Consider the following 18,310-nt stretch of genomic DNA (forward strand, 5'->3'; position numbering starts at 1 on the left):
TTAGAACTCCAAATTGATTCCTGGTAAGTCTAATGCAATTTCAGTTACTTCATAAGTCAAACGGTTGAGCATGTTCAAACATGGACGAGCCAAGGTTTCAACTTCTTCTTGGTTCAATTCACTTGGTTCGTTAACAATACGACCATCGATATGGTTCACCTGAGAAATAGTTCCACTGATGACAAATTTATCAAATACAATCATAAAACTCAAGACAACAATCAAGGAAGTCACTTGATTTTCTTGGTCATGTTGAATTAATTGGAAATTCACATCCACCTTAGTTTCAGGAGCTCCATTTTCATTTTCCCATTCAAAATTACGCGCATCAAAATGATACTGACTAACAAATTCTTGTTCACGTTTAAGATTCATGTCTTTCTCCCTTGGCTACAATATTATAAGCTATTGTACCATAATTTTTTATTTTCATCTAGTTTTCTAAGATTTAGTCAATCCCGATTTCAGCTCGAACTACGTCTGCGATGGTATCAACATAGTAGTCTACTTCTTCTGTTGTAGGCGCTTCTGCCATAACACGCAAAAGGGGCTCTGTTCCACTTGGGCGTACTAGGATACGGCCATTCCCTGCCATTTCTTCTTCCATCTTCTCGATGATAGCCTTAATAGCTGGCACTTCCATAGCCTTTTCCTTCATGGCATTTTCCACTCGGATATTGACTAATTTTTGTGGATAGATGGTTACTTCTGCTGCCAACTCTGACAAGCTCTTACCAGTTTCCTTCATGATTCTAGTCAATTGAACAGCAGATAATTGGCCATCACCTGTTGTATTGTAGTCCATCAAGATGACGTGACCAGACTGTTCACCACCGAGGTTGTAACCTGATTTTCTCATTTCTTCAACAACGTAGCGGTCGCCAACTGCAGTGACTGCCTTGTTAATGCCTTCACGGTCCAAGGCCTTGTGGAAACCAAGGTTGGACATAACAGTTGTCACAATTGTATTTTGAGCCAATTGTCCTTTTTCAGAAAGATATTTCCCGATGATGTACATAATTTTGTCACCATCAACGATATCACCATTCTCATCAACAGCAATCAAACGGTCACTGTCTCCGTCAAAGGCCAAACCGATAGCTGAGTCACTTTCTTTGACCACTTCTTGAAGGGTTTCTGGGTGGGTTGAACCAACATTAAGGTTGATGTTAAGACCATCTGGTGTTTCCCCGATAACAGTTAATTGAGCACCAAGATCTGCAAAGATTTGACGGGCACTTGTAGAAGCTGCACCATTGGCTGTATCCAAGGCAACCTTCATTCCATCAAGAGGAGTTCCAGTTGAAACAAGGTAGCCTTCATACTTACGCAAGCCTTCTGGATAATCTACCAAGGTTCCCAAGCCTTCAGCACTTGGACGTGGCAGAGTGTCTTCTGCAGCGTCTAGCAAGGCTTCAATTTCTGCTTCTTTTTCGTCATCTAGTTTGAAACCATCACCACCAAAGAACTTAATTCCATTATCAAGGGCTGGGTTATGGCTAGCAGAAATCATGACACCTGCACTGGCTCCCTCAGTTTTTACCAAGTAAGCTACTGCTGGTGTTGCAAGGACACCAAGTTTGTAGACGTGAATCCCTACAGAGAGGAGACCTGCCACCAAGGCAGATTCTAACATTTCCCCAGAAATACGTGTATCACGTCCTACAAAAACTTTCGGTGCTTCCGTTTCATGTTGGCTAAGAACATAGCCTCCAAAACGTCCTAGTTTAAAGGCCAATTCTGGCGTTAATTCTACGTTAGCTTCTCCACGGACTCCATCAGTCCCAAAATATTTACCCATTTTTATAAAATCCTTTTCCTATTTTTAATTCGTTTTTGAACTAGTTGCTTTCGTTGACGAAGATGTCTCCGACGAACTGCTTGTAGTTGAATTTGATGTGTTTGAACTTGTACCCACAGGTTTTGTAGTGACCTTCATTGTCGTATCAAATGGAGTAATCACCGCTGGTAAGACAACACCATTACGGTCGATTGCCTGCAAAGGTACTGAACCACTGTAATTACCTGTTATGCGTTCGCTGGTTGGTAAAAGCGCAATAATATGATCAATTTTAGCTAGTGTTTCTTGGTCAGTTGTGACAGAGACCCGTTCATTTGACACGGTTACACTATCAATTTGTAGCTTGGGATCAATCTGGCTTTGGTCAACTTGTGGCACAACAATCATCCCATCTCGCTTAACCTTCTTCCCAACTTTCACTGTAATCTTTTGAGGCGTTGCCACAGCGGTCAATCCACTTGGAAGATTTTCAATATTCAAGGGAACTTCAATCGTTCCAACACTGGCATCCGTCAAATCAGCAGTTACCTTAAACTTACGAGTGCTCTCCTGCATTTCGCTGGCCAAGGTCACACGATTGGCTCCGGTTAATACCACTGAAACTTCTGATGCAAATCCGCTAATGAAATACTGGTCATCATCATAGTGAATAACGATAGGAACGTTCGTTATCGTATTGGTGTAGGTTTCTGATTTGACCTGCCTTGCGGTATTGCTATTTTGAAAGTTGGTTGACGTTGCATAAATGAATAAGACACAAGCAAAAAAGAGAGATGAAATGATATATAGACTATTTTTTCTCATATTTCCAACCTCCTAGCAAACGGTCCTTGAAACTGACTTTTTCCTCAACAGCTGGCAAAAGAATTGCTCGTAGCTCTGCTTCAAATTCTTCAATCGTCAAGTCGTGCTTGAAAACACCGTTATAGGTAATAGAAATGCCTCCTGTTTCCTCTGAGACGATGAAGGTCAAGGCATCGGATACTTCTGACAAACCGATAGCCGCCCGGTGTCTGGTCCCAAATTCCTTGGAAATCCCTGTGCTTTCTGTCAAGGGCAGATAGGCAGAAGTTACCGCAATTCGATTTTCTCTGATAATCACAGCACCATCGTGTAGGGGAGTGTTGGGGATAAAGATATTAATAAGGAGTTCAGCTGAAATATTGGCATCCAAAGGAATCCCTGTCGCAATGTATTCTTGTAAGGTCCGAACTCGTTGGATGGCAACCAGAGCACCAATCTTACGAGGACTCATATATTCAACCGACTTGACAAAGGCACGAATCATTTGCTCCTCTGCACTAATTTGAGCAGTAGAAAAGAAATCTGTCGCCCTTCCCAAGCGTTCCAAACCAGTCCGAATCTCTGGAGAGAAGATAACAACCGCAGCAATAACCCCATAGGTGATAATCTGATTAATCAACCAAGAAATCGTTGTTAAATCAAGGATATTGGCCACAACCTGGGCTAATACAAAGATCACGACCCCACGCACCAAAATCATAATCTTGGTGCCAGCTATCGCTTTTGTAAAACGATATAAAATATAGGCCACAATCAAAATATCAAACACATTGATGGCAATACTCCAAGGACTAGAAAACAAGCTAGTCCAATATTGCAGGTTGGATAATTGTTGAAAGTTCATCTGCTGTCTCCTCTCTGTCCAAACACGTTCCTTTCTATTATACCATTTTTCTGGCATTTTTTTCCCTATCCTACTTCATTTTAAATTAAGGAAAAATATGATAAAATAAACTGACTAGAAAAAACAAAGGAGAAACCATGTCTCAACTCTATGATATTACCATTGTAGGTGGTGGTCCTGTCGGGCTTTTTGCAGCCTTCTATGCCCACCTACGCCAAGCCAAGGTCCAAATCATCGACTCCCTTCCCCAACTAGGTGGCCAACCTGCTATTCTCTATCCTGAAAAGGAAATACTCGACGTCCCAGGTTTCCCAAATCTGACTGGAGAAGAGTTGACTAACCGTCTAATCGAGCAATTAAATGAATTTGATACCCCTATTCATCTCAATGAAACGGTTCTTGAGATTGAAAAACAAGAAGAAGGATTTGTCATCACAACTTCTAAAGGAAGTCACCTGACTAAAACAGTTATCATCGCTATGGGTGGCGGTGCCTTTAAACCACGTCCTCTAGAACTAGAAGGCGTTGAAGGCTATGAAAATATCCACTACCACGTTTCCAACATCCAGCAATACGCTGGTAAGAAAGTGACGATTCTTGGTGGAGGAGACTCGGCTGTGGATTGGGCTTTGGCTTTTGAAAAAATTGCACCAACTACCCTTGTTCACCGCAGAGATAATTTCCGCGCCTTGGAGCACAGTGTTCAAGCCTTACAAGAATCATCTGTATCCATCAAGACACCATTCGTTCCTAGCCAACTCCTTGGAGATGGAAAAACGCTTGACAAATTGGAAATCACAAAAGTTAAATCTGATGAAACAGAAACTATTGACATAGACCACCTCTTTGTCAACTATGGTTTCAAATCTTCTGTTGGTAACCTTAAAAACTGGGGTCTGGACCTCAACCGTCACAAGATTATAGTCAACAGTAAACAGGAATCTAGCCTAGCAGGTATCTATGCTATCGGTGACTGCTGCTACTATGACGGAAAAATTGATCTGATTGCGACAGGTCTAGGGGAAGCACCAACCGCTGTCAATAATGCTATCAACTACATTGACCCTGAGCAAAAAGTGCAACCAAAACACTCAACCAGTTTATAAAAAAGAACCACGAGTCGCATAGGATTCGTGGTTTTATAGTTCATCGGCTATCTTATTGATTTTTCTGAGTCTGTGGTTAACACCACTTTTGGTCAGAGGAGTGCTGAGACTATCTGCTAACTGCTGGATAGAGTAATCTGGGTGCTGAATTCGCAACTGCGCTACCTCCTGCAAATCTACTGGTAGATTTTCTAGGCCCATGATATCTTTGATTTTACTGATATTGTTGATGGTCTTCATGCTGGCAGAAACTGTCCGAGCAATATTCGCCGTTTCAGCATTATTAGCACGATTAAGGTCGTTACGGGTTTCTCGTAAAATCTTAACTCGCTCAAAATCATCACGCGCCTTCATGGCTCCGATGACAATCAAGAAGTCCATAATATCTTCGGCTCGCTGGAGATAGGTCACAGCTCCCTTCTTACGCTCAAGAACCTTAGCATCCAGTAAAAACTGCTGGAGAAGAGAGGCAATCCCTTGCGCGTGGTCCAGATAAACAGAACTGATTTCCAACTGGTACTTACCTGACTCAGGGTCACGAATGCTTCCATTTGCCAAGAAAGCACCACAGAGATAAGCACGGCCTGCTTCCTCGTCTGATAAAATCTCCTCGTCAATACCTGTTTCCAGACCAAAGAAGGAGTCTGCCAAGTGCAAATCACTCAGCAAGTCCTGCACCTTTTCATCTGTAAAAACAGTATAGACCCGATTCTTGCGGAGATTACTCCGTTGGTGGTGGCGAATTTCCGATTTGATTTCGTAAAAATGGAGAAAGGACTCATAGAGGTGACGAGCCAGTTTGGCATTTTCTGTCACAACTGACAAGGTCAAACCCGAAGTCGAGAGACCGATACTACCAGACATCTTGATAATGGCAGATAATTCATGCCGGCTTAGATGGTGCTGACCTAGGATTTCTTCTTTTACTGCTACTGTGAAACTCATTTTCTCACCTGTATAATGCGCATCAATTCGTCCACAATCAAATCCCCATCGTGGAAGGCACCACCATTTTCCAGACGGAGGAAGTTGGATGAAATCACGCGCGGAACTTGCTTACAAAGACCTGCAAAATCATGTTCCACCTGGACCAAATATTCATCAAAACGGTTGGAATTCATGTATTCCTGAGGCACTTTTTCGATATTCACCAAGACAGTGTCGATAAAAGGTCTGCCAAGATGACGATGCAAGACTTCCACATGGTCGCTATCTGTAAAGTGTTCCGTCTCCCCACGTTGAGTCATGATATTGCAGACATAGGCGATTTCTGCCTTGGTTTCCAAAAGCGCCTGCCCGATTTCCTTAATCACGATATTGGGCAAAATAGAGGTAAAGAGAGAACCAGGACCTAGGACAATCATGTCACTTTCAAGAATGGTCTGCACTACTCGACGGCTAGCCAGAGGCGTATCATCGTTGAGGGTATTGGTCACATAAACATGATCAATCATGCCTGGATGGTCTGCAATATGACTCTCTCCAGCCACCTCTGTCCCGTCCTGGAAGACTGCATGAAGGGTCAAGGGATGGTCACTGGAAGGATAAATCTTCCCAGTTGTGTGGAAAAATTTGCTTAGCAACTGCATGGCATTATAGGTCGACCCCTGCATTTCTGACAGACCTGCAATAATGAGATTGCCCAATGGATGGCCAGCAAAGGCTCCGGCATCCTCAGAAAAGCGATACTGAAAGACCTTTTCATAAAATTTTGGCATATCCGACATGGCCACAAGGACATTGCGAAGATCCCCTGGCGGTGTCAATTGCTGCATATTTTTTCGGAGTTCACCTGATGAACCGCCATCATCCGCCACCGTTACGATAGCAGCGATTTCCACATCTTTTTCACGTAGACTTTTAAGAATGACGGGGATCCCAGTCCCTCCACCAATCACCGTTATCTTTGGTTTTCTCATGAACGGTTTACCGTTTCCTTTCTTCGGTCCTTGTCGCGATGCCCTTCATTGACAGGCCAATTCTTGGATAAGTCCTGCGCCAAGCGTTTAGCAAAGGCCACACTACGGTGTTGACCACCCGTACAACCCATGGCAATGGTCAAAACGGACTTACCTTCCTTTTGGTAACTTGGCAAAATCGGCTCAATCAAGGCCAATAAATGTTGATAAAAGTCTTCGGACTCAGGATGGTTCATGACATAGTCGTACACTGGCTCATCCACTCCCGTTTGATTACGCAGTTCTGGTAGATAGTAGGGATTTGGCAAGAATCGAACATCAAAGACTAAATCTGCATCAATCGGGATTCCATATTTAAAGCCGAAAGACATGACTTCGATACGGAAAGACTGGGCTTGCTCTTGATCTGAAAACTGCTCTGCAAGGGTTTTGCGCAGCTCACGTGGAGTGAGTTCAGTCGTATCCACCACATTTTGGCTCATATTTTTCAAAGGCGCCAAGAGCTCACGTTCCAGCTTGATTCCATCCAAAATCCGACCATCTGCAGCTAGTGGGTGACTCCGTCTGGTTTCCTTGTAACGCGCGACCAATTCTTTATCAGCTGCATCCAAAAAGAGAATTTTAAAGTCCAGTTCTTCCTTGTTTTCCAACTCATCCAAAACATCTTGAATCTCTGAGAAGAAAGAACGGCTACGCATATCTACTACCAAGGCCAACTTATGGTCGTCTTCCTTTGTTTCCACCAACTGCAAAAACTTAGGCAAGAGAGCTGGAGGCATATTATCAATAGTAAAATAACCCAAATCTTCGAAGGACTGAATGGCAACTGTTTTCCCTGCACCACTCATTCCTGTCACAATCACCAAGTGAAGTTGTTTCTTTGTCATCTTTTTCTCCTTATATCAAAAGAAGTTTGGCAGAACCAAACTTCAACTAGCTTATCCAATCTCTGCGATGACTTCGATTTCGACTTTTACATCACGAGGAAGACGAGCTACCTCCACAGCTGAACGAGCTGGAAATTCCTCTTTAAAGGCCGTTTGGTAAACCTCGTTAAAAGGAACAAAGTCGTTCATATCACTCAAAAAACAAGTTGTTTTGACAACATGGTCAAAGTCAGTTCCTGCCTCTGCCAAAATAGCACCGATGTTTTTCAAGACTTGCTCTGTCTGTTCTTGGATCGTTTCTCCAACGATTTCCCCAGTTTCAGGAGAGAGAGGAACTTGACCACTAGCAAACAAAAGGTTGCCAACGATTTTTCCTTGAACATATGGTCCGATAGCCTTTGGAGCTTTGTCTGTATGAATTGTTTTTGCCAATTTCTTTTCCTCACAATTTTTCTAAGATTGCATCCCAAGCCTCATCCATCCCTGCCTTGCTGACAGATGAAAAGAGGATGAAATCGTCACTTGGATCAAAGTTTAATTTCTTTTTGATTGCTGATTCGTGCTTGTTCCATTTACCACGAGGAATCTTGTCCGCCTTGGTCGCAACGATAATAACCGGAATCTCATAATACTTGAGAAATTCGTACATCTGTACATCATCTGCTGACGGGTCATGACGAAGGTCAACTAAACTGACTACCGCACGGAGATTTTCCCGAGTCGTTAGATACTCTTCAATCATGCTCCCCCACTTTTCACGTTCCTTCTTGGAAACGCGGGCATAGCCATAACCAGGCACATCCACAAAGCGCATCTTATCATCGATGTTAAAGAAGTTGAGAAGCTGGGTTTTACCAGGTTTCCCCGATGTACGAGCCAGATTCTTACGGTTCAGCATGGTATTGATAAAGCTAGATTTACCAACATTTGAACGTCCTGCTAGAGCAATCTCTGGCAGTTCATCCTGCGGATAGTGGGATTTATTAGCCGCACTGAGCAAGATTTCAGCATTATGTGTATTAAGTTCCATAGTCACCTCTAGGCTGTTTCTAGGATTGGTTTATCCGTTCCATCAACAGCTTCTTTAGTAATGCGAACCAATTTCACATTTTCCTGACTCGGTACTTCAAACATGACATCTAGCATGGTTTCTTCGATAATCGAGCGAAGTCCTCGCGCCCCTGTATTCCGTTCGATGGCCTTGTTGGCAATCTCTTGAAGGGCTTCGTCGTCAAATTCCAACTCGACATCATCATAAGAAAGCAAGGTTTGGTACTGTTTCACCAAAGCATTTCTTGGTTCTTTCAAAATACGCACCAAATCATCTACTGTCAACTGTTCAAGAGCTGCAAAAACAGGCAAGCGTCCAATCAACTCAGGGATAATACCAAATTTTTGAATATCTTCTGCGATGATTTCTTGCATGTAAGAGCTGTTTTCATCAATCGCTTTATTGTTTTGACCAAATCCGATGACTTTTTCACCCAGACGTTGTTTGACGATTTCTTCAATACCATCAAAGGCACCACCCACGATGAAGAGGATGTTTTTAGTATCCACTTGAATCATCTCTTGTTGTGGATGCTTACGTCCACCTTGAGGGGGCACGCTAGCAACAGTTCCCTCGATAATCTTGAGAAGGGCTTGTTGCACACCTTCACCAGAAACATCACGTGTGATAGACACGTTCTCGCTTTTCTTAGCAATCTTGTCAATTTCATCCACATAGATAATCCCACGCTCTGCACGCTCGATGTTAAAGTCAGCAGCCTGTAGGAGTTTGAGGAGGATATTTTCCACGTCCTCACCCACATAACCAGCCTCAGTAAGAGCTGTCGCATCTGCGATCGCAAAAGGTACATTCAAGCTCTTAGCCAAGGTCTGAGCAAGGAAAGTTTTCCCTGAACCAGTTGGGCCAATCATCAAGATATTTGATTTCTGCAAATCCACATCTTCTGACTCTTCACGCGTATCGTGGAAATTGATGCGTTTGTAGTGGTTGTATACAGCTACTGCCAAGGCACGTTTGGCACGATCTTGACCGATTACGTAGTGATTCAAGATGTGGAGGAGTTCGATTGGTTTTGGTACCTCAGACAAGTCTGCCAAGACTTCCTCAGCCAACTCCTCACGAATGATCTCCTGGGCTAACTCCACACATTCATTACAGATAAAGGCATTGTTCCCAGCGATTATTTTTTGTACTTCTTCTTGGCTTTTACCACAAAATGAGCAATAAACCATCATATCATTATTCCTATTTGTAGGCATGATTTCCTTCCGTTCTATTCTATACTGTCATTCTATCTAAAATAAGGTCATGTAAAAAGCATGGATACTATTGACCAAATTGGTAAAGGCATTTAACCAGAGCAGGACAGAAAGTCCATAGCGCTTTTTACGAAAAGCCTGTACTCCTGCAAGCAAGCAGACCAAACACAGCATGGCTGTGAAAAAACCAAATAAACTACGTTCCATTAGACTTCCTTTCTCTTGCGGTATTGGATGGTAAAATCATAAGGATTTTTCTCATCTTTGGTATAGGATTTGCTTGAAACTGTCTCAAAAATAGACAAGTCAAACTCTTCAGGGAAATAGGTATCTCCCTCCACCCGAGCATGGATTTGAGTGACAATTACTTCATCCAAATAGGGTTCAAAAGCCTGAAAAATCTGCTTTCCACCAATAATATAGAGATTCTTTTCTTGAGCCTGATACCAGTCCAAGACAGACTGGACATCATAAAAAGTGGTAACCCCATCTATCTTTTCTTCTGGGTTACGAGTCAAAATCAAGGTCTCCCGTTTTGGAAGCAGACGACGCCCCATTCCATCAAAGGTCACACGTCCCATCAAGATAGCATGATTCAGAGTTGTTTCTTTGAAGTGTTGCAGTTCTGCTGGCAAATGCCAAGGCAGACGATTGTCCTTACCAATCACACCCTCTTCATCCTGGGCCCAAATAGCTACAATTTTCTTAGTCATGCTTCCATCCTTTTCACTGATAGTACTATTTTATCAAAAAACTCAAAAAAAGACTGGTTTGGAATAGCTTACAGAATAGAAAAAAATCCGTAAGAGGCATCCTACAGATTTTTATATGATTATTCTATTTCTTACAAACCAGGTGCTTGTCCAAGTTCTGCCGCAAGCATCCAAACCGTTTTCTCAAGTTCAGCTTTAGCACCAACAAAGATATCGTTTGTCACATCATCACCTTCTTCATCAGTAACATCCAAAGCTTTTTGGAACAGAGTGATGAGATAACGATAAACATCTAGGACACGTTCCAAGCTTTCTTCAACATTACGGTATTCACCAGCTTCTTCTTCGATTTCACTATGTTGAAGGAATTCTGTCAAAGTAGAGAATGGGCTGCCACCAAGTGTAATCAAACGTTCGCTGATTTCGTCAAGATAGCCATCAAGGCTGTCCATGTATTCATCCATTTTTGGATGCCACACAAGAAAACCACGACCGCGCATATACCAGTGTACTTGGTGCAAAGCAACGTGAGCTACGTACAAATCAGCAACAGCTTGGTTCAATACTTCCTTTGTTTTTGCCAATGCTACTGGCGCTACTTTTGTCAATGATGTTACGTCTTTTACTGCTTCTTTTTTCAATTCTACCATTTTATTTTACCTCGTTTATTATTTTTTGTAACCACTTCTTAATGATTACTACCTTAGTATACTACTAAGTAAAACCAATAGCAAGCCAAATGACTCACATGAGAAAAGTTGCAATAGACTGATAATTTAAGAATTTTTTAGAATGAAACCCAGTCACTTTCAATCTCTCTTAACAGAGATAAAATAAAGAAAAGAGCATACAAATGTACACTCTTTTCTCAGTTTTACATCTTAATACCAGACGCTAACATCCACACGTCCTCGAATCCCTTTAAGAGAGTCAGATGAAGTATATTGCCATCCTTTTTCTCCTGAATAATGAGGATTATTCCAATCAAGCGCATCCGTATAAGCTGCAACCCAGTTGACATGCTGTAAAATATCTGGATGATTTAAGCGTGTTTGCAAGAGTTGACGATAGCTATAAACATTCACATTTTGATAACCAGCCTGCTTCATTGTTGCCATATACTTGTTGATAATCTTGACCCAGGTTCCAGTATCACTTGGAGCTCTCTTAGTCTTATTTCCATATTCCCAGTTCTCAACATCATAATAGATAGGGTAAGACAAGTTCATCTTGTATTTCTTCAAGAGTTCAATAGTCTGCTTAGCATCATTCTCAGCATCGGTCTCATTTTCAGCATAAGTATAGAGGTAAACACCGTAAGGAATTCCAAGACGGTTTAACTCCTTGATATTATGAGCCAATTCCTTGTCCTCAGTTCCACTATAGCCCAAACGAACAATGACTCCATCTACTCCATTATCATCGATGACTTTTTTCCAGTCACTGATACGACCATTGTGTTCACTGACATCGATGACCTTTTTAACTTGATCAGTCCCAACTTGTTCTTCACGATGGTTAAAGAAATAACGTCTGCCATTTCGGTGAACCCAGCCAACATTCAAGTCTTTCTTTTCTTTTAACTCACCTGAGTCAGAAAAAATATAGCGAGCATCATCCATGACTAATTCACCAGTCGCCATAGCACCACTTTCTGTCAAGTAGTAGTTACCCTGCCACTCATCTTGAGCCATGTAACCCCACTTCTTGAAATAATACCACTTTCCGTCTACCTTTTGCCACTCTTGATTAGCATAAGAGCCATCAGATTTTAGATAGAAGTAAGACGAATAGGCTGGATCATAAAGCCATTCATTTTGCATCATAGCACCTTGACCATTCAAGAAATAATTTCCCTGCCATTGACTTTTAGCCATATAGCCCCACTTCTTAAAATAGTACCATTTACCTCCAACAGCGTGCCATTCCTGGTTAGCATAAGAACCATCGGATTTCAGGTAAAACCAATTCTTATAGGCATTATCATAAACCCATTCATTCTTAGCCATATAACCACCTGATTTTAGGTAGTAATTGCCCTGCCACTCATTTTGAGCATAACGACCGTCTGACTTAATATAAAACCAAGCCTTATAGTAGTTATCAAAAATCCACTCACTCTTGGCTTTGGAACCATCAGCCTTTACATAATAATCCCCCTCCCAGTGGGCAGAAGCATTGGTCTTTACACCTGTGCTCGTTTGAGTTTTATTAGAAGACTGATTTTGCTCTGAACTACTTGAAACTGTCGTTGTATCCTGCGAAGTTTTTGAAGCTTCGGTTTCATTTGCAGCGACATGATTAATTGCCAAGCCGAGTAAACAGATACTTGCTAATCCAATTTTTCCAATCTTTGTTTTCAATCTTTCCTCTCCTATAAAAAATGGAACAAGCATTCGAATGCTGTTCCACCTAGCTTTTGCTACTGATTATTTTACAAAGTCAAGCAAAGCCAAGAAGCTTTCTGCTTCAAGTGACGCACCACCTACAAGGGCACCGTCAACGTCTGGGCAAGCCATGTATGAAGCAACGTTTTCAGGTTTAACAGAACCACCGTATTGAACACGAACTTTGTCTGCAACTTCTTGACCGAAGTCAGCAGCTACAACGTCACGAACAACTTTACACATTTTTTGTGCATCGTCTTGTGAAGCTGATTTACCAGTACCGATAGCCCAGATTGGCTCATAAGCGATAACTGATGCAGCAACTTGTTCAGCAGTCAATCCAGCCAATGCAGCAGATACTTGAGCACCTACGAATTCAGCAGCTTTACCAGCTTCGTAAGTTTCAAGTGACTCACCACAACAGATGATTGGAAGCATACCGTTTGCAAAGATTGCTTTTGCTTTTTTGTTGATATCTTCGTCAGTTTCATGGAAGTAGTCACGGCGTTCTGAGTGACCGATAACAACGTAGTCAGTACCGATTTCTTTCAAAACTTGTGGGCTTGTTTCACCAGTGAAAGCACCTGCATTTTCAAAGTAGCAGTTTTGAGCAGCAACTTTAAGGTTTGAACCTTTTGCAGCTGCAAGAACCGTTGTCAAATCAAGAGCTGGAGCTGCGATACCTGCTTCAACAAGATCTGATGAAGGAAGTTTTGATGCAACTGCTTCAACGAATGCTTTAGCTTCTTCTGGATTTTTGTTCATTTTCCAGTTACCAGCGATAAATGGTTTACGTGACATTTCACATACCTCTTTTTTCAATTTATTTTCTATTTATTTTATCACAATTATACACAGCTTGCAAATCTTACTCGGATTTCAATCCTGCTTGTAACGATTAATCCTTCCAAAGATCCATGGCATTTCTGAAATCTGCAGATACCTGTGTCAACTGAGGATTGCTTGCTTCTCTCTCTGCCCGCTTGGCCTCAATTTGAGCCACACTCTTGATACCTTCATGACGCCAGTTTCTCAAAATCGCCTGAATGTACTTCCAGTTTGGTTTCCCATTCAAAACAGCTTCACGAAGAGCCTCCTTAATCAAGTCAGCACTGGTCCCATCTTCCTTTAGTGTCTTGGTCAAATCCTCAATCTCAAAAGGAGTCAACAAGCGTCCCAACTCCTGCTGGAAAGTTTCCACCAAATTCTTAAGCTGATTTTGAGGTGTCAACTGGTCTGAACTTGAATGAGCAGCTCCAAGCAAATTATCCAAACGTTCCAATGCCAAACTAGCATCAAAAAGCAATTCGATTTCGCCATTTAATTCGATAGTACGATACTGAAGCAGTCCCCTCTCCGTAAGATTGGAAATGGCCTGATTGACATCCGAAATTTCCTTGCCAATCCTTTCAGCAATCTGGCTTGGCGACATTTCATCCAAACCTGTCGTATTTTGCAAATAGAAAAATTGCCAGACTAGAAAATCATCACTGGAAGGAAAGAGTTCCTTAAAATGCAAGAGCAGGGCACTCGGTAAAACCAAGTTCCCTGATTTAAAAGCGTCTAAATATGTCATAATTCCTCTTATAAATACCCAAATGCAGATGCATCATCTTCTATTTTTCTCCAGTCAAAAGGCGTCTCCTGATACACCGCATAATTCACCCAGTTACTGAAAAAGAGGGCTGCTGATGAAGACCAACAAAGACAAGGTGTCTGGTTGACATCATCATCCTTAAAGTAATTTTCTGGAATATGTGGATCTAAACCTGCGTCACGATCTCTAAAATACTCTTTTGCCAAGGTATCACGGTCATATTCCAAATGCCCAAAACTATAAATTTCTCGTAAATCACGACTAGCCAAAATTGAAACCCCAACCTGTGGCCCTTCTGATAAAATCTCGAGATTGGTTTTGTTTAAGACCTCTTCCTTAGAAATCTCCGTGTGCCGAGAATGAGGGGAAACGTAGCTATCGTCAAAGCCTCTAAAGAGAAGGTGTCCTTCTTTTAAAGTATCCTGAGGATAGATACCTGATAACTTACTGTCCATCTGGTATTTTTCAACCCCATAACGCAGATAAAGTCCCGCCTGAGCACCCCAACAGATATGAAGGGTCGAATAGACATGGGTCTTGGACCACTCGATTACCTGACTGAATTCCTCCCAATAGTCCACTTCCTCAAATGGTAAATGCTCAACTGGGGCTCCTGTGATAATCATCCCATCAAAATACTCATCCTTGACTTCAGGAAAGGTTTTATAAAAAGTCTCCATGTGCTCTGAACGAGTTGTTTTAGAACGGTGGCTCTCCATATAGAGAAAATCAATATCCAGTTGCAGGGGTGTATTAGCCAAATGGCGTAACAACTGAGTCTCTGTGACCATTTTTTGTGGCATAAGATTTAAGATTAAAATCTTCAAAGGACGGATATCTTGGTGGGCCGCACGTTGATCATCCATGACAAAGATATTCTCTGTCCGTAAAATCTCAACAGCTGGCAATTTTTTATCAATTCGAATCGGCATAACCCTCTCCTAACTGTACTCTTTCAGGAATCATTGCATATGTTTGAAACTCTTCGAAAATCTCTTCAAACCTCGTCAACGTTGCCTTTCCGTAGATATATGTTACTGACTTCGTCAGTTCTATCTGCAACCTCAAAACAGTGTTTTGAGCTGACTTCGTCAGTTTTATCTGCAACCTCAAAGCTGTACTTTGAGCAGCCTGCGGCTAGTTTCCTAGTTTGCTCTTTGATTTTCATTGAGTATGAAACTAAATCTCAAACATCTAGTCCTTTTATTATACTGCAAGAAGATATAGTTTTCAATTATACTTTTTCTCTAACTAGCTATAGTCTATTTTTATATCCTAATGTAGAGAAAACAGCCCTAGGGACTGTTTTTGATTAATAATGCATAAGAACTTTGTAATCGTAGTCACCGATTTTTTCACGACCGTTCAATTCATCCAATTCAACAAGAAAGGCACAGCCTGCTACAACACCACCAAGTTTTTCAATCATTTCGATAGTTGCCTTAACAGTTCCACCTGTTGCCAAGAGATCATCTACAATAAGAACACGTTGACCTGGCTTAATGGCATCCGCATGCATAGTCAAGGTATCAACCCCGTATTCTTTTTCGTAGTCAGCAGAAATGACTTCGCGTGGTAATTTACCTGGTTTACGAACAGGTGCAAAACCAATTCCTAACTCAAAGGCAACTGGACAGCCCACGATAAAACCACGAGCTTCAGGCCCTACGATCATGTCGATTTTCTTGTCAGTAGCATACTGAACAATTTCACGAACAGCGTAGCTATAAGCATTCCCATCAGCCATCAAAGGACTGATATCACGGAAGGTAATCCCTTCCTTTGGATAATTTTCAATTGTTGCAATGTAATCTTTTAAATTCATCTTTTTCTTTCTTTCAAAGTTTTTACTCTCTATTATAGCATATTTTTTAAGAAAGAAAAAAGGAAAAGTTAACTTCAATGATTATCTAACGATTTGACGATTTATAACTAGCCATAGCAATAAATCCCAATTTCTGTTTATTCTTAGCAAACATTTTATACATAGTTAAAAACTGCTTTCTATTCTCCTTTTTACAAGCATTTACGCAAATTTTCAAAGTTCCTAGCCAACCTTCGTCATAAATCATACCTGATAATTTCATTAATGTCATTTCACCAGTCAATACTTTCACATCACGATAACCTGATTCTATCATTACCTGTTCCCAACCATCTTGAGTTAAAGGACCTACATTTACATGAATTGCTTGTGACAATTCCTGTCTGACAGACTCTTTAGCTTCCTTAAGAAGCACATCATGTGTCAAGAGAAGACCTCCAGGTTTTAATACCCTTAGATATTCTATTACACATTTTTTCTTAGCTTGATCGGCTTGCATAGTCAGCATAGCTTCATTTATAACAATATCAAAACTAGCATCTTGATAAGGAAGTTTCATTGCATTAGCTCTTTCAAAACTGATTAAATGACCAACACCTGCCGTTTCAGCAGATTTTTTAGCCACTTCTAAAGCTTGAGCATCCATATCAACAGCAGTTATCTTACAACCAAAACGCTGTGCCAACTCAATTGCTGTAGTTCCCCTATTACACGCAACCTCTAGTATTCTCTTTTCTTTTGAAAATTCTCCTTCTGCAATTAACCAATCTGTGGCACGTTTTCCACCTGGACGTAAGCGTTTTTTCCCCAATTTTGCTAAAAACTTATGACCTGCTTCTGACATTTGAACACCTCTGTTTTTTCTTCATTATAACATAAAATGATATTATCTGACAATTCTAATCTATTATTTGATAAACTAGAATCAAAAGCATACAAGCTACCATGACTATAGCATAAATCTATTAATCACCTCTCTAGTTCGAATTCAATTGCTCACGTAGTTTACGCATATAGGTTCACTAGTAGATGGTAACCACGGAGTACTTACATCTCAGATGAACGACATGGCTGTCATACTCAAAAAAAAGAAAGGACGAATTTTGTCCTTTCTCGAGCTTAGCTGACTTCAACCCACTACAGTTGACAAAGATCCGAAAAAACCTGATGAATCGAATGATTCATCAGGTTTAAACAGATATATTCATTGTAAACAAATCATATCAATTAGAAAGCTTAGTCTTCTTTCTTCTTGCGAGATACAAGACCAAATCCACTCAATACTCCGAGAAGTCCAAGTGCTGCAAGACGAGCATTGTCTTCTGTACCAGTATTTGGCAATTCACGCTTAGCTTCAGCTTCTTTCACTGCTGTTGGTTGTACTGGTTGTGCTGGAGTAACCGGTACTTGAGGTTTAGCTGGCTGTTCAGGCATTGCTGGAGTTGCTGGCTCAACTGGTTGTACTGGTTGAGTTGGATCAACTGGAGTTGGTGTTTGAACTTTTCTGAAGATATGTCTGATATTTCCATTTGGATCTGTCACTGTCTTCACATATTCGTAACCTGGAATTGTTCCTGGTTCTTTAGAACCTGGCTCAGTTGGTTTCAATGGATTTCCATTCTCATCAGTCCAAGTAGTTGTGTTTTGCTTACCTGGATTTGGTTGAGGAACTGGTGAAGGTGTTGGAGCTGGTGGTGTTACTTTTTCGTAGACATGTTCGATGTCACCATTTGGAAGTTTCTTAGTCTCTACGAAGCGGTAACCTGGGATATCTTTCTTAGGTTGTTCGCCATCTTCTGTTGGATAGTTTGGAATTTCATTTCCGTCTTTATCCTTGTGACTTGTCTTAACTTTCTCATAAACGTGCTCTGTATCGCCATTTGGAAGTTTCTTAGTCTCTACGAAGCGGTAACCTGGGATATCTTTCTTAGGTTTTTCACCATCTTCTGTTGGATAGTTTGGAATTTCATTTCCGTCTTTATCCTTATGACTTGTCTTAACTTTCTCATAAACGTGTTCTACATCGCCATTTGGAAGTTTCTTAGTCTCTACGAAGCGGTAACCTGGGATATCTTTCTTAGGATTTTCACCATCTTCTGTTGGATAGTTTGGAATTTCATTTCCGTCTTTATCCTTGTGACTTGTCTTAACTTTCT

General features: G+C 41.2%; 21 protein-coding genes. 1 reads left to right on the forward strand and 20 read right to left on the reverse strand.

Translation table 11 applies throughout. The features are described from left to right. From QM956_RS10165 to cdaA, 4 genes are all read right to left on the reverse strand, one after another. Complete coding sequence (locus tag QM956_RS10165; protein ID WP_001050081.1) at nucleotides 1–375, reverse strand: DUF1149 family protein; 375 nt, start codon at nucleotides 373–375, stop codon at nucleotides 1–3. 73 nt (nucleotides 376–448) lie between these two features. Then, nucleotides 449–1,801, reverse strand: coding sequence for a phosphoglucosamine mutase (gene glmM, locus QM956_RS10170; RefSeq protein ID WP_268707483.1), 1,353 nt, complete (start codon nucleotides 1,799–1,801; stop codon nucleotides 449–451). 24 nt (nucleotides 1,802–1,825) lie between these two features. Next, nucleotides 1,826–2,605, reverse strand: coding sequence for a CdaR family protein (locus QM956_RS10175; RefSeq protein ID WP_414302501.1), 780 nt, complete (start codon nucleotides 2,603–2,605; stop codon nucleotides 1,826–1,828). Continuing rightward, entirely contained in the window at nucleotides 2,592–3,449 is an 858-nt protein-coding gene (cdaA, locus tag QM956_RS10180) for a diadenylate cyclase CdaA (protein WP_125448153.1), read from the reverse strand. Before cdaA ends, QM956_RS10175 begins: the two co-directional genes overlap by 14 nt. Nucleotides 3,450–3,586: 137 nt before the next feature. Here cdaA and QM956_RS10185 point away from each other — a divergent pair, with 137 nt between their 5' ends. Continuing rightward, nucleotides 3,587–4,555 (forward strand): NAD(P)/FAD-dependent oxidoreductase, encoded by a 969-nt coding sequence (locus QM956_RS10185; protein ID WP_414302502.1) that lies wholly within the window; start codon nucleotides 3,587–3,589, stop codon nucleotides 4,553–4,555. Nucleotides 4,556–4,588: 33 nt separating this feature from the next. On the opposite strand, the gene whiA is transcribed toward QM956_RS10185, so the two are convergent. From whiA to QM956_RS10265, 16 genes are all read right to left on the reverse strand, one after another. Continuing rightward, entirely contained in the window at nucleotides 4,589–5,500 is a 912-nt protein-coding gene (gene whiA / locus QM956_RS10190) for a DNA-binding protein WhiA (protein ID WP_004257845.1), read from the reverse strand. Beyond that, a complete protein-coding gene (locus QM956_RS10195; RefSeq protein ID WP_001231075.1) occupies nucleotides 5,497–6,474 on the reverse strand; it encodes a YvcK family protein in 978 nt (325 codons plus the stop codon). The genes whiA and QM956_RS10195 overlap by 4 nt, the downstream gene beginning before the upstream one ends. Next, nucleotides 6,471–7,361: an RNase adapter RapZ gene (rapZ, locus tag QM956_RS10200; RefSeq protein ID WP_033677894.1), complete on the reverse strand. Its 891-nt coding sequence runs from the start codon at nucleotides 7,359–7,361 to the stop codon at nucleotides 6,471–6,473. Before rapZ ends, QM956_RS10195 begins: the two co-directional genes overlap by 4 nt. 51 nt (nucleotides 7,362–7,412) lie before the next feature. Further along, nucleotides 7,413–7,793, reverse strand: coding sequence for a RidA family protein (locus QM956_RS10205; RefSeq protein WP_001140420.1), 381 nt, complete (start codon nucleotides 7,791–7,793; stop codon nucleotides 7,413–7,415). A gap of 10 nt (nucleotides 7,794–7,803) precedes the next feature. Then, nucleotides 7,804–8,391: a ribosome biogenesis GTP-binding protein YihA/YsxC gene (gene yihA, locus QM956_RS10210; RefSeq protein ID WP_024057221.1), complete on the reverse strand. Its 588-nt coding sequence runs from the start codon at nucleotides 8,389–8,391 to the stop codon at nucleotides 7,804–7,806. Nucleotides 8,392–8,399: 8 nt separating this feature from the next. Beyond that, nucleotides 8,400–9,632: an ATP-dependent Clp protease ATP-binding subunit ClpX gene (gene clpX, locus QM956_RS10215; RefSeq protein ID WP_223330379.1), complete on the reverse strand. Its 1,233-nt coding sequence runs from the start codon at nucleotides 9,630–9,632 to the stop codon at nucleotides 8,400–8,402. A 36-nt stretch (nucleotides 9,633–9,668) separates the two neighbouring features. After that, entirely contained in the window at nucleotides 9,669–9,839 is a 171-nt protein-coding gene (locus QM956_RS10220) for a hypothetical protein (RefSeq protein WP_223330380.1), read from the reverse strand. Continuing rightward, a complete protein-coding gene (locus QM956_RS10225; protein ID WP_000162457.1) occupies nucleotides 9,839–10,345 on the reverse strand; it encodes a dihydrofolate reductase in 507 nt (168 codons plus the stop codon). The genes QM956_RS10220 and QM956_RS10225 overlap by 1 nt, the downstream gene beginning before the upstream one ends. 131 nt (nucleotides 10,346–10,476) lie before the next feature. Continuing rightward, complete coding sequence (locus QM956_RS10230; protein ID WP_000229886.1) at nucleotides 10,477–10,995, reverse strand: Dps family protein; 519 nt, start codon at nucleotides 10,993–10,995, stop codon at nucleotides 10,477–10,479. Between the two features lie 231 nt (nucleotides 10,996–11,226). Beyond that, the gene (gene lytC / locus QM956_RS10235) at nucleotides 11,227–12,741 is read right to left on the reverse strand and encodes a GH25 family lysozyme (RefSeq protein ID WP_223330381.1); all 1,515 of its coding nucleotides are present in this window, start codon (nucleotides 12,739–12,741) and stop codon (nucleotides 11,227–11,229) included. Between the two features lie 33 nt (nucleotides 12,742–12,774). Beyond that, nucleotides 12,775–13,533, reverse strand: a complete 759-nt coding sequence (tpiA, locus tag QM956_RS10240) for a triose-phosphate isomerase (protein WP_000087893.1) — start codon at nucleotides 13,531–13,533, stop codon at nucleotides 12,775–12,777. A gap of 97 nt (nucleotides 13,534–13,630) precedes the next feature. Continuing rightward, nucleotides 13,631–14,308: a DnaD domain-containing protein gene (locus QM956_RS10245; RefSeq protein ID WP_084886660.1), complete on the reverse strand. Its 678-nt coding sequence runs from the start codon at nucleotides 14,306–14,308 to the stop codon at nucleotides 13,631–13,633. An 8-nt stretch (nucleotides 14,309–14,316) separates the two neighbouring features. Further along, entirely contained in the window at nucleotides 14,317–15,261 is a 945-nt protein-coding gene (gene metA, locus QM956_RS10250) for a homoserine O-acetyltransferase MetA (RefSeq protein ID WP_054367748.1), read from the reverse strand. A gap of 380 nt (nucleotides 15,262–15,641) precedes the next feature. Further along, nucleotides 15,642–16,154: an adenine phosphoribosyltransferase gene (locus tag QM956_RS10255; protein WP_001049318.1), complete on the reverse strand. Its 513-nt coding sequence runs from the start codon at nucleotides 16,152–16,154 to the stop codon at nucleotides 15,642–15,644. Between the two features lie 85 nt (nucleotides 16,155–16,239). Then, the gene (locus QM956_RS10260; protein WP_001287220.1) at nucleotides 16,240–16,998 is read right to left on the reverse strand and encodes a class I SAM-dependent methyltransferase; all 759 of its coding nucleotides are present in this window, start codon (nucleotides 16,996–16,998) and stop codon (nucleotides 16,240–16,242) included. 392 nt (nucleotides 16,999–17,390) lie between these two features. Beyond that, nucleotides 17,391–18,310: MucBP domain-containing protein (locus tag QM956_RS10265; RefSeq protein WP_414302503.1), on the reverse strand; the 920-nt coding region annotated here is incomplete at its 5' end.

This window comes from Streptococcus mitis (assembly GCF_047460035.1).
In the GTDB taxonomy this organism is placed as follows: Bacteria; Bacillota; Bacilli; order Lactobacillales; family Streptococcaceae; genus Streptococcus; species Streptococcus mitis_DW.